The organism is Lelliottia sp. SL45 (assembly GCF_026672535.1).
Lineage (GTDB): Bacteria > Pseudomonadota > Gammaproteobacteria > Enterobacterales > Enterobacteriaceae > Enterobacter > Enterobacter nimipressuralis.
Genome location: NZ_JAPPRH010000003.1, coordinates 1 through 12,324, shown reverse-complemented (window position 1 = coordinate 12,324; position 12,324 = coordinate 1). Strand labels below are relative to the sequence as shown.

Annotated in this window: 15 protein-coding genes; all 15 read right to left on the bottom strand. The window is 52.2% G+C overall.

All coding sequences use genetic code 11. The features are described 5' to 3' along the window. Positions 1-22: 22 nt before the first annotated feature. On the bottom strand, positions 23-1,111 hold the full coding sequence (locus tag OVA10_RS06040; protein WP_268195619.1) for an acyltransferase family protein: 1,089 nt from the start codon (positions 1,109-1,111) through the stop codon (positions 23-25). A 36-nt stretch (positions 1,112-1,147) separates the two neighbouring features. Further along, entirely contained in the window at positions 1,148-1,645 is a 498-nt protein-coding gene (locus OVA10_RS06035; protein ID WP_268195618.1) for an MgtC/SapB family protein, read from the bottom strand. A gap of 38 nt (positions 1,646-1,683) precedes the next feature. Beyond that, on the bottom strand, positions 1,684-2,088 hold the full coding sequence (locus OVA10_RS06030; protein ID WP_268195617.1) for an ion channel: 405 nt from the start codon (positions 2,086-2,088) through the stop codon (positions 1,684-1,686). Positions 2,089-2,352: 264 nt separating this feature from the next. Continuing rightward, positions 2,353-2,721, bottom strand: a complete 369-nt coding sequence (locus tag OVA10_RS06025; RefSeq protein ID WP_268195616.1) for a hypothetical protein — start codon at positions 2,719-2,721, stop codon at positions 2,353-2,355. A 154-nt stretch (positions 2,722-2,875) separates the two neighbouring features. Beyond that, positions 2,876-3,214, bottom strand: a complete 339-nt coding sequence (locus OVA10_RS06020) for a glycine zipper family protein (RefSeq protein WP_268195615.1) — start codon at positions 3,212-3,214, stop codon at positions 2,876-2,878. After that, on the bottom strand, positions 3,211-4,296 hold the full coding sequence (ydiK, locus tag OVA10_RS06015; RefSeq protein ID WP_268195614.1) for an AI-2E family transporter YdiK: 1,086 nt from the start codon (positions 4,294-4,296) through the stop codon (positions 3,211-3,213). Before ydiK ends, OVA10_RS06020 begins: the two co-directional genes overlap by 4 nt. Then, positions 4,293-5,153 carry a small-conductance mechanosensitive channel MscS gene (gene mscS, locus OVA10_RS06010; protein ID WP_268195613.1) on the bottom strand — a complete coding sequence of 287 codons (861 nt, stop codon included), beginning with the start codon at positions 5,151-5,153 and terminating at the stop codon, positions 4,293-4,295. The genes ydiK and mscS overlap by 4 nt, the downstream gene beginning before the upstream one ends. Positions 5,154-5,769: 616 nt before the next feature. Beyond that, entirely contained in the window at positions 5,770-6,417 is a 648-nt protein-coding gene (locus OVA10_RS06005) for a hypothetical protein (protein ID WP_268195612.1), read from the bottom strand. A gap of 29 nt (positions 6,418-6,446) precedes the next feature. After that, positions 6,447-7,823: a VasL domain-containing protein gene (locus OVA10_RS06000; RefSeq protein WP_268195611.1), complete on the bottom strand. Its 1,377-nt coding sequence runs from the start codon at positions 7,821-7,823 to the stop codon at positions 6,447-6,449. 81 nt (positions 7,824-7,904) lie between these two features. Continuing rightward, positions 7,905-8,375: a hypothetical protein gene (locus OVA10_RS05995; protein WP_268195610.1), complete on the bottom strand. Its 471-nt coding sequence runs from the start codon at positions 8,373-8,375 to the stop codon at positions 7,905-7,907. Between the two features lie 13 nt (positions 8,376-8,388). Continuing rightward, a complete protein-coding gene (tssE, locus tag OVA10_RS05990; RefSeq protein ID WP_268195609.1) occupies positions 8,389-8,841 on the bottom strand; it encodes a type VI secretion system baseplate subunit TssE in 453 nt (150 codons plus the stop codon). Positions 8,842-8,848: 7 nt separating this feature from the next. Then, a complete protein-coding gene (locus OVA10_RS05985) occupies positions 8,849-9,112 on the bottom strand; it encodes a bacteriocin immunity protein (protein WP_268195608.1) in 264 nt (87 codons plus the stop codon). A 105-nt stretch (positions 9,113-9,217) separates the two neighbouring features. Then, entirely contained in the window at positions 9,218-9,481 is a 264-nt protein-coding gene (locus OVA10_RS05980) for a bacteriocin immunity protein (RefSeq protein WP_268195607.1), read from the bottom strand. Between the two features lie 474 nt (positions 9,482-9,955). Continuing rightward, on the bottom strand, positions 9,956-10,762 hold the full coding sequence (locus OVA10_RS05975) for a hypothetical protein (RefSeq protein WP_268195606.1): 807 nt from the start codon (positions 10,760-10,762) through the stop codon (positions 9,956-9,958). Positions 10,763-10,773: 11 nt separating this feature from the next. After that, positions 10,774-12,324 (bottom strand): DUF2345 domain-containing protein (locus tag OVA10_RS05970; protein ID WP_268195605.1); only part of this gene is annotated, 1,551 nt, incomplete at its 5' end.

The window sequence follows — 12,324 nt, the reverse complement described above, 5'->3', positions numbered from 1 at the left end:
TGAGTGCATTGCAACTTTCATTTTAAATTTTTTTGAGAACATACTTCACAGTAATCTTTTCAGCCATTGCAATACCAGCTTTAAGTACCGCCGAGATCCTTTCCGTCGTTATCAATGCGATCAACCAGAACAACGTCGCCTGGGTCGCATTCAGTTCAGCCATATTGATGTTAGCACTGATAAAGATAATGACGACATGCTGGAGAAGCATAATAATGTATGCTCTGGAGGCCAGCCCGGATACGTTGTTATTAAGCCTGAAACGTATAAAGACCCGGTTAATAACGGGATAGCAGGCATGTAAAATAAACAGAAACGCCACGGAAAAAATCAGGCTGCGTGGTGCAAGCGGGAAGAGGTCTTCCCGGATAGTTTTCTGTGAAAGGTCAGCTATTACGCATCCGCCAAGAATAACAGCAATGCCCATCACGGCAAGCAGGCCCCGCCATTTACAGAACCAGGGCAGAAAATGCATAAACAGCATACCGAACGCAAAGTCACTTATGCGCACCTGAGCTGACCAGTACGGATTAGCAAGTGTACTGTCGTAGCACAGAACGCTGACAGTAAGCGCTGCAGACATCGTCAGCAACGGCGCCAGCTGCATTATCCGGAAAACCAGCGGTGCAATAGCATAATGCAGAATGATACAGCCAATGAACCATTCACCGGTAAGATATGCTGTTTCCACTCCCCAGATGCCATGAAGGTAGTGGTCAATACCGACGAGGGTGGGAAGAAACGCGATAACGTTTTTCTCACCATTCATCAGCTGCTCCAGCGGGTTCACCGGATAGCGGAAGTAAAACCCCAGTACCAGCAGTATAAGTGCTGCTGTAAAATACACCATGTTGTAGGGTATGAGGACCGAACAGGTCCGCCTGACGTAGTATTCGCGAAGGCTATAGCGCGTCAGGGAAACATATGCCAGCGCACCGGATATCATAAAAAAAATCGAAACGCCGAGCCTGCCAATCCCGCCCGTAAGATATTCGCGCGGAAAGGTAATCAGAGTGCTGTTATCAAACATATAGGCATAATGCGAGGTTATTACCAGCAGAACGGCAGTAAGGCGCAGAAAGTCCAGAAAGGTGTTACGTGTTGAGAGCATATTCAGGGGATTTTCCAGATCTGGTAAGAGGATAATTTAGCTGCCCTGACGGGGCAGCGTCGTTTTCTCATGTCGCCTGTGCACGCCCTTCTGGAGACTCAGGACTTTGCGCTCAAGGTAGTCGACCCCCGCCAGTATTCCCACCACCAGTCCGGTCATGATGAGCGCCTGCAGATCGAGTCCCAGGCCTGTCATTGCACCCGTTGCCGCCATCATCCAGACCGTAGCGGCGGATGTTGCCCCCGTCACGATACCATCGCGCGTCATCATGACGCTGGCCCCTAAAAATCCCACACCGGTAATCAGCTGGCCCAGCACTCGCGACCGGTCGGCGGCATCCGCAGTAACAGCACCCAGCATGGCGAGGAAGCAGTAGCTCCCGAGGACAATTAACGTGGAGGTTCTGATGCCAATCGGCTTGCCGCGCAGCTGGCGTTCAAGGCCCACGGCAAAGCCACACAGCAGGCAGGTCGCTATCTGTCCTGAGGTGAAGGGAAGCAGCAGAGTCTCTGCTGCGGGTAAAGTCAGACGCATGGGTTACTCACTCAGATAAGAAAATATTCATGGAAAAACTATTTTGACCCGGGCCGTAGGGTAGCCAGTACCCGGGAAAGGAGTGCGACCGTCCAGCCTGCCAGCAAGACCCCGACAAGACCTTCTGCCGCACCAGTTATGCGAAGATGGGCAGGCAGCAATACGTCGCCGTAGCCCACCGTCGCGTAACTTGCCAGCGAAAAATACAGGGCGGTTGCCACATCGCTGAAGCCTGAGCGCCAGTAATAAAAGAGAGCAAAACACGCCGCCTCGATAAAATGGATCATCAGCATCGAAACACAGATGCGAACCAGTATCATCACCAGCCTGACTGTGTCTGTGACTTTCCCGGGCACAAGCCTCAGAATATGCAGACTCCAGAGCGTATGAATAACCACCATGAGTGACATCAGCGCCGCAAGCCATATCAGCTGCAAAAACATGAAAACTCCATAACACAATACCGGGGCGCACAATCGCCATATATGAGAACGATCGCCGTGCGCAAATGCAGACCGGTTAATACAGGATTGAAACTGGTGTAACCGACAGCGCATCAGTGCACCTGCAAAATGGCATTCTGGTCGGGCACGATCTTCCCCTCGTCGGTATTCGCGATTTGGTACCGCTCTTCAGGATGCATTTGCACCGCCGGTAACTCGTTGCTGTGGCTCCGTGTCAGTTGCCATGGTTTGCCACAGACAAGACTACATTTCGCCGCCCTTCAGACACAGCGCGGTGAGTCCCCGGAAAAAATCCCCCACGCTGATATCTGCCTGCACCGGCAAAGGCGCGCCCCGCAACCGCCACAACACCCATGCGGGTGAGAGCGGCAGGCTCTCCTGCGGAGTCAAAAGGTATTCATGTGGCCTGAGGGAAAAGAGCTCCCGCAGGGCATTTTCATCAGATGGAAATCTGACGCCAAAACGCCATTCCGCTTCGTGAAGCAGCTCCTCCATGTCATCACTGCAGAATCCCAGACCTGAAACAACCCGGGTTTCTGTCGTAATAAAACCCGGGGCACTGTCGCAGCGACTGCGGATCAGATGGATAACCTCCGCGAGTGAGGGGGGCATAAATTTACCTGTACGGGTTGATGTGATGGCGCATAAGCCCGGAACCTTTTTCTGTTCTGCCTTAAAAAGACCTTTTACTAAGCAGCCAGAAATCGTGCCGCCAGTCCACGCGATCTGCAGAAAGGGCAGTATGTTCGCTGCCCTGTGTCATTTATCAGTGCAGGGCCTCGCCGGCCAGTCCACCTGCGCCCGCCCCCGTGACCGCACCTTTCACCACGCTTTTACCCGTTGCGGCCGCCACGACTGCACCGGTAGCTGCGCCTGCCGCACCGCCCTGTCGGGCTGCCTTGCCTGTGTCACCGCCTCTGGTCATTGTTCCGGTGCCTGCACCGACAACCGCGCCCCCGACGGCTGATTTCACATCCTTCCCGGCAGCAGCGCCGACGGTTGCGCCGACAACAGCACCGGTTGCTGTTTTATCCATTGCCACGGCGGATACGGCAGGTAACAGCGCCCCCAGTAACACAAACGCACACGCTATTTTTTTGTTCATTGCTTCATTTCCTTTGATTCATGGTGTGAAACCGATTCTTCATTCACCCAGCCGGCAATCAGACGCCAGGATACGGCCAGCAAAACAGGGCCGATAAACAGACCAATAACCCCCCACGCCAGCAGGCCGCCCGTCACTCCGGCCATAATCAGGAGCAGCGATGTGTCGCTGCCCCGGTTCATCAGCAGCGGTTTGATGATGTTATCCATCCCGCCGGCCACCACTGTCCAGGCCAGCAACAGACTGCCTGCACCGTTCTCGCCGCTCCAGAAGAGCCAGGCCACGGCCGGCAGCATGACAATCACCGGCCCGAGCTGGACCAGGCACAGGACAAAAATCAGCATCGCCAGCATGGCGGCCGCCGGCACGCCGCAGACAAACAGGCCGATACCCGCAAAAACGGACTGAAGCACAGCCGTCAGCACCACGCCGGTCGCCACCGCCTGGATGGTTTTTCCTGCAAGTTCAACGGCGTGCTCACCACGCGAGCGGGCCAGACGGAAGGCAAAACGACGAAATCCCTGTGCAACACGTTCCCCGAAGAAATAAAGCAGCAGACAGACGGCCAGCATCATGATGCTGTTTACCAGCAGCATCCCCATCCCCGCGAGCTGGCCTGTAACAAGCCTTGCACCGGTTATCAGCCAGGGCTTCAGCGCGCCTGCGATAACGGAGATGTCACTTTGCACGAGCATCATCCATTTTTCATACAGGTAATGACCGGCCACCGGAATACGCAAAAGAACATCAGGAGCCGGCAGGGCTGAGGGTTCAGGGTGAGTCAGCCAGGCAACAAGTCCTTTCACCGCGGCGGATAATGCCGTCATCCCATACACCATGGGCAGTAACACCAGACCACAGAGGCACAGCATCATCACCAGAATGGCAGGCAGACGTCGCCCCCCCATTCTGTGACGCAGCCAGAGAAAGAGAGGCCAGGTTGCGGTGACAATCACCCCCGCCCAGACGGCACTCAGTATAAAGGGGCGGATAATCCAGACGCTGCAGACCAGCAGCGTGAGCAGCAGCAGAACCCCAAGAACGGTCTGAGGCAGGTCGCGGTTATGCGTTTGCGTGCTCATCGTGCAGGCTCCTGCCCGGCGTTCCTGATGCTGACATCCATCTGCGGGCGCGGTGCAGGAATACCGTTGTCGTCGAGCCCGCGCTTGATGGCTTCCGTCAGGTCAAACCAGACATCCCAGTAAAGGGCGGTATCCGTCCAGCAGCGCACCACGAAGTTCAGGGCCGGCGGGGCCATCTCATTCAGTCGTACCGTGATGCCGTTTTCATGGATAATCCGGCTATCGGCCGTAACGACATTACTCACCACGCGCTTCACCTGCTCAATATCGGCAGACCAGGCAACCGACACGGTGATATCCACCCTGCGACGCGGCTCGCGCGAGAAGTTGATAATGTCCCCGGCGATGATTTTGCCGTTCGGCACGATAATGATTTTGTTGTCAGGCGTGCGCAGGGTGGTGGAAAAGATATTCACCCGGTCAACCGTGCCGGCCACACCGCCCACATCCACAAACTCACCGGTACGCAGGGGACGCAGCGTCACCAGCAGCACGCCGGCGGCGAAGTTTGACAGCGAACCCTGCAGGGCAAGTCCCACAGCCAGGCCAGCGGCCCCCATGACGGCAATGACCGACGCGGTCTGCACGCCAAGACGACCGAGTACGGCAATGACCGTGAAGACCACGATGGCATAGCGGACCATGACCGCAAGGAAGCCCGATACCGTCACGTCAATCCCGCGACGTGATAGCACACGGTCAAGCGCCGCACTGACAAGGCGGGCAAGTATCAGTCCGGTAATTAACAGGACGGTTGCCGAAATAATATTGACCGCATATTCGGTTAATAACCCCTGGTTTTTTACAAGCCACTCACCGGCCTTATCAACTTCATCTGTAATGTTCAGTTCTTTCATTTACGACTCCATTTTAAAATCTCACCCAAACGGGTGCTGGTTGAAAATAAGCTAAGGCAATGACGTTCCCGCCATCCTGTATATGCAGGCCATATATCACCCGTAAAAAAAAGTAAATACGACAAAGCCGGCAAGTAATAAGGCACTCAGTATCCACGGCAGTAAATATCGACCCCATCGTCCGGAAAAGGGGCTTATGACTTTACAGTGCCCACACCGTGTGGCATCAGTTGAAATAAGCGCCCCACAATGCCGGCATGGTCTTATGATTTCTTGACGCACCAGACCCTCCCTAATTAAAATATAAAGTTGCTCACAGCATTTCTTTGCTATTTATTTTTTGATTTTATTTCTCACTTGCGAATTTCGAATGTTACGAACCGCGCCGGGAATTTATGATGCGGGGTGGATATAAGCGAAATATCGTTATTGCTTAAAGTGGGATTTAAATTAACGATGCCTCTCAGCAGGCCGTTATTGCGTATTCCGCTCCGGGCGGGCATGGTCTGGCATCGACGTTACGGGAAAATGCTCACCACAAAGTTGAGGCGTTGCCTGTGGCCGACAGCACGGTTCGCCTGGCGTTATCCGGCACTAAAGACAACTGGCTAACGCATCACGCCTTAAGCTCGCGGCAAAGAGCCCGTTTTTTTTTGAGTAATCGCTCGCGGGCCTTCTCCACTGCTCGTTTTGTTCTGTCCGGAAACAGTGTTGCCTGCTGCTCAGCAATGCTGAGATGAATGTTTTCCTCCAGCAGCCTCCACTCTGCGTCGCTCCACGGACGAAACCCCTCGCGGCTGCTGCTTGATTTACGAAGCCCCATTCTTCCCGCAATTATTTTGATAGCCTCAGGGGTTCTGCCTGGCAGCAGATTAAGCCCCCCGGAACCGATAGCAGGATAGTGTTCCTTCAGAATTCGACGCTCCTCCTCCCGCCAGTACCTGCCGCTGGTCACTCCCAGCGTATCGGCCCGGGTAAAGACAGCCGAAGACGTTCTGTCTTTAAGAAGCGTCGCAATGAATGCAGCGCCTGCGCCTGAAGCATAGTGCTGACGAATGATATCGTCTTCTTCTGCGGTCCATCGTGGCGATGCCTTTTCCTGACAGGCCAGTTTATGAGCCATCAGGCGAACGGAGCCGGGCGTTCGCCCCAGAATGCGGGCAAGCTCAGGCAGGGGCATGGTACGGTAGTTGACCTCCAGAAAAGTGAGGTCTGCAGCTGACCATTCGCACCAGTGATTTCTGTGAAGCTCGTTCTCATCCATTGAAACTCCGAAAATACGCGTAAGGACGGTTACTGGCGTTCTGTTACGGCGGAATACCGCGTGATTAACTGCTTAAGATGCAGTTCTGTCTGCATCTTTTGCGCGGCCGGGATTGTCTGTGAAAGACCCGGAATGCTCATTTGCCGCAGCTGTTCTTCAACCGGTACCGTTTTACCGAATGCCTGTGTAGCAGCAAAAACCTGTGATTTGAGCTCGCTGACCGTCATGTATTTCCCTTTCTGCTCATCCAGCCCGTTCAGCCTGTCGCTCAGTTTTTGCAGGATTGTCATTCCCTGATGCCAGCCGTTCAGCTGTTCCGCTGGCAGCAAGGCGCTACTGAGCTGCTGTTCCCACTGTTGTACCAGAGGCTTAGCCTGCTCCGGCCACAGCGTCCGTGCCTGTTCAGCGAGTTTTCTGCCATAGGCGATATTCCAGTCGGGAGGTAATTTTTCCAGCCTGGCCAGCTGCTGCTGTGTCTGAGCGATTACCTGTGCTGGTAACGATGACCGCTGTTGCAGAATGGCCAGTTGCTCAGGCGTGAGCACGGCCGGTAACGGTGCCAGGGAGGCGGCAAACTGAATCTGTAGCGGGTCGGAACGGTGAAGATACTGCCAGCCGAATGCGGCAGCTGCGCTTATCAGCAGCATGGTACACATCCCGCCCGCGAAGGATTTCCATTTTTTAACCGGAGCAGGCTTTGTCAACAGCACTTCCACATTTGGCTGCGGTTCCGGTTGCGCGACATATACCCACTTCACTGCACTGCCTGGCCCCCTGAAATCGTCATCCGGACCACCAGCAAGGTCCCTCGTGGATGCGGTCGAACCATTCATCATAGTGGAAGGCAACACGATGCCGGGCTGAATGTTCGCGCCGGTGCCATCGCTGTTTTCCAGCCGGACGGCGCTGTTGTGCATCAGGGTACGCAGCACATCCAGCTGGCTCAGATGCTTAAGCTCCAGGCGCTGCAGTACCGTACCCAGACGGCCAAGCAGCTGTTCCGCCCGGTACAGCTGGCTGAGGTCGCCGTAATTCAGCGCCAGCGTGCGCATCCGCTGCTGCAGGCGCAGGCTCAGGCTGCTGAGGATTTCCATGCGGGCATGCACCGGCTGCGGCCAGAGCGTCCCCCACTGATGGCTTATCAGTGCTTCCAGTATTGCCAGCCCCTCATTGAGGCCGGACAGGCCGGCCAGTTGCATACGGGCAAGGGTATACCAGGCTGCCGTCTGCAGCTCCACGCCGTTCTGCTCAAACAGTGAGAGGCAGAGTTTTTCGGCATATCGCCAGTTCACATCCGGACGCGCCGGATGCGTCAGTTTGCTCAGCTCATCGCGCAGGGCGGCATAATCCGGCAGCGCCCTGGGGTCGCCACCGGTTTTGATTTTACGGGGAGTCATGTTATTCACAGCTGAATATCCATATCAGAATGACGGACGTTGTTTTCTGGTTAAGCGGCTTCGCGCGGGTTTGCGGGTTCTGCAGGTCCGCTATGGCAGCAGCGATAAAATCAGGCCAAAAAATGCGCCTTCGTCAAAATGCTCTCCCGGCATGGCCGGTGCCCCTGGCTGAGTCAGTCGCCAGTCGTTAAGCTGACCTGCCTGCATGAATAAACGCCCCACTGAAGTGATGCACCCTTCTGCGTGAAGGGTCACGTCCACACGTCCGACCACGCTCTGGCCGTACAAAAATACCGGTGTAAACTTTACCGCCCGGTCGTCGACGCGCAGAACGATGCCGTCAATATAAAATGCTCCGCCCTCCGCCAGCAGCTCCGTAACGCAGACGCTGAACGTCCCCACCTTCAGGCCGATACCGTCGAGCCACGCGTCTATCTGCTCCTGAAGCAGCGTCATTCTCAGGTGAAACTCTGCGATATCGGCCTGACTCTTACTGACAGATGAAGCCGGTGCAGACTGTCTGGTCTGCAATTTATCGAGAAACTGTAATTTTAGTGACATGTGTTATCTGACCTCAGAGACGGGTTGCTGAGTCCAGATACTGCTGACTCTTCAGGTGTCGCAGCAGGACGCGACCTTCGGGCATAAATTCAGTGCCGTAGCGCACCAGACCGACACCTTTAAGTTCAGCATCAATCGCGTAGCGCAGTTCACCGGGGGCGTTCTGCTCCAGCAGGACCACGCTGATTTTTTTCAGACGCGGCTCATATCTGAGCAGGACACCGGCCAGCGTATCGATCAGCTCGTGAGCAGTACCCGGCATGCCCTGCAGAATTTTGGTCATATCGGGCAAACCATAATCGGGTAGATGGGAAATGGTACCGGCCCGGGCGTTCAATATACGCTGGATGTTATCCATTACTGATAAAATGACCTGGTCTTCTTCGCTTACAACTTCAAGGGGAAGATCCCCTGTAAAGTTGCCCGTAAGAATTTCGTATAAAGATGGTGATTTTCTATCTGGCATTTAGACCTCACGAATCAGCTTCAGAGTTTTTAAAAAGCGGGAGGTCTTGAGATTTTCTCCATGCTTTCACTACCTTAGTTATTCCCTCTGGATTGCAGTCTTCCTCATCTATAGTGTGGTATATCAAGTCTGGTCCATCGGGATGACTGGTGATTTTTTCAAAATGCTCAAGCAGCTCGTCTAGCTTATCATCATCAGGCTCGGTGTTTGCTTTAAAAATATCTTGCAAGAAATTTTTATACTCATTTTCAGTATAATCTTCAAAGCGCATTTTGAATTCCACAAGGCCTCCCGTAATATAAGTTTTATCGTTGATTAATAATTAATATATGGGGCTGCTATCTCGCAGCCAAAGAGCATACCTAATGTTGTTGAATTATGAGTCTTTGAATAATGGGAGCCCTTTTGATTTTCTCCATATTTTGATCGCCTGGACAATTCCCTCAGGGGAATCGTCCTCACCGTCTTCTGGATAATAAATAAGGCCGTTACCCCTTGGATGTTGAACCAGCTCTTCGAACTTTGATACCAAAGCGTGATGTTCTTCCTCTGAATTTGAATTGACTTCAACAATGTCGGTTACGAATTGGATAAACTCGCATTCAGTATAATCACTAAGCTGTTTATATGAAGTTGTCATTCACTTTTTTCTCTATGAAGATCAATACGCCTTCTCGGGCTAGCTACTGGTAAATGGTCCATATCAAGTGATGGCTATTTTTATTTTCATGGCTTTATTGGCTTAATTGGCTTAATTGGCTTAATCTTTGTCTAATGAGTGAAGTGTTTATTCATTTTCACTGCAAAAAAATATCCAAGTGAAAAACAGCACCCCATAAGAGTAACACGAAGAGGATGTACTGAGAACCACTCATAAAATAAATACACGATTCCCAATGAAAATATTACCACACTTACTCTTATTGAAGAAAAAAAAGAAAGCAACAAAATTGGTGATGCGACAAATATAAAAAAGAATGATATAAAAATCATTCCTACGCTTTTGTGAGAGGATATGAAAAATAAGCTTTTGTATGCAAGTGAGGCTAAAGAATACGACCCCATCATTATAATTGCCGAGCAAATGAAGAAACATATTTTTAAAGGGGATTTACTATTTATTCCAAATGCCATATCGTTCTAACTCCTCTTTAGTTATGCTTTTCCCTAACATTTTAGCACTTATATCAACCGATGATTCTATAACTTCAACGGCTGGATAGGTTTTTCCAGTAGGGTTAACACTATATGTGAATTTTTTGCTAGCATACAACGCCCCTCGAAGTACGAAGAAATTATCATACTCATTAGTTGAATCCGATTTCTGCATTAATGCATCCAACGGTCCTCCCGTAGCCCATGTCATTCCTGTTTCAACTGTTGCTTTTACCGTGTGGAAAGTTCGATAGGTACCAACTGCGAATGGAATCTGGCCTACCGCATCAGTCCAATATGGAATATTATCGATAAGTGACAACAGGTATCTATTTCCTCCATTAGAAACATTTTTCCAGTCCCCACTCCCTTCGGTCCGATAAGACATCAACGCTCTATCAACTAATGCAAATTTGGCAATATCATCCCAGGAAAATATTTTGTATGCATCCAAGATATAATCTGCATTGTTCACATACAGTAACTCACGGTAGTTATCGGCTAACGGTTCAAACCATTGATATTTAAATTTATCATACAGTTCCTGAGCTGTCATAATTCTAAAAGAATCTTTTTCGCACCCTCTCAAAATGAACAAAACATCAGCATTTTTCCTTGTGATTATTAAAATATTTGGCACTTCAATTTCATGAGCTTCTTCATCTTTTTCAGGAGTGGTGTTACCTTTTATTCCTAGTTCTGCCTTCCCATCTTTTGTAACGATTAAATATGATTTCCCATCGATTTCAATATTTATTTTTTTCATTGAATTATCACTCAGCTCACAAAGACCCAGTACTCAGATTCACTATCACTCTTGTCTATATACCCATCTGTGCCGGAGCCAGAAAGTAATTCCTCTCCATCCACTGTTTCAACTCGATAGTTGACATTTGAAGAGAAACTTAACGTTCTGTCATAATACTGAGTGATCATTGTCATCTGCTTCATTGACTCAATTGGTAGATCGGTTGCACCAGCAAACATAGTCCGCTTCACCTTGCGTATATACGACGCTGTCGTACCATACTCGACCTTTCCGGCCTCAAGTCGCAGATAGCTTCCGCCGCCGATCAGCGTGATACGTTTTTTCCCGACAAAGGAGATGTCACTCGCTGAGCTCAGCGTCAGCTTCTTCTCAGCGAACAACCGCATACTGGCGTTTTGCGCCTGGACATCCACTGGCCCTTCTCCGGATTTCAGGCTAAGTTGACCAGTGCGGGCAAAGAGCCCCAGTTTCTCTCCGGCCAGCGTGGTAAGATTGCCCATCGTTCCGACGCTGATATCGCCCCCGGCGTTAACCGCCAGGTTCCGGCCTGCTGCCAGCTGCATATCTTCACCACTGGTCAGGGCCATGCCTTCCGGCGCCGAGAAAAGCACCGCTTCATTGAGCGGTTTCAGCCGCTGCTCAAACATCTGTATTTGGCTGTCGACATCCCCCTTCAGCGCCTGCGCTTTTTCTGCGGCCATTTCCAGCTGTTGCAGTTGCTGATTAAGCCTGTCGATTTCCTTCAGCGCTGCATCCATGTCCAGGGCCTCGCCCTGCGCTTTCGCCTGCGTATCCGCAGCGACAAAGAGTCCCTTCCCTGCTCTCAGCGTTCCCCACTCATCGGTACGCAGCTCTGTGCCTTTACCGCGAAGCTGCCCCTTGCTGTCCACCATGTGCCCGCTGTTGAGCTGCGTCTTGCCGTATTCCGTGGCGAGTTTGATGTGCTCCTCACCGCGTTTGTCTTCCATCCGCAGCTTGTTGTTCGCCGGGGTGCGCAGCACGTTGCGCGTGTGATTGTCCCGGTTCACGAGGTCGGGATGTTCGGAGTCGTGTAGCGCATAAGCGATGTACGGCAGGTCAATATCACCATTGCTGTACGCAATCGCCACTTCGGTGCCATCGATGAGCGGCGTATGCCAGCCCAGCGTTTCACCGGCATAAGGCTTCGCCATCCGCAGCCACAGGTAACCGTAACCGGATTCCGTCCCCTCCCGGTCGAAGTCCAGTTTCACCCGATAGCGCCCCTGCTCGTCCAGGTGTGCGTAGGTATCATTTTTTTCGCGACTTTCGATCCGGGCCGGAAGCGTACCCGGGATGACCGGGCGAGGGATCTCTACCGGACGGAAGCAGTAACGCTCGGTATAAGGCTGGCCCCAGACCGACACATGCAGACGGGAATCACGGGCGCCACGGAAGGTCACCAGCGTGAGGATCACGCCTTCTTGCAGGGCCGTAATGACGTCGCCCTGCGGCTCCAGCACCTGCCCGGGAGTGAGGTGTGCAGCATTGCTGAACAGGTGAATGCGGGCCGACCTGTTGAGCTCTCGCTCGTGGTGAAG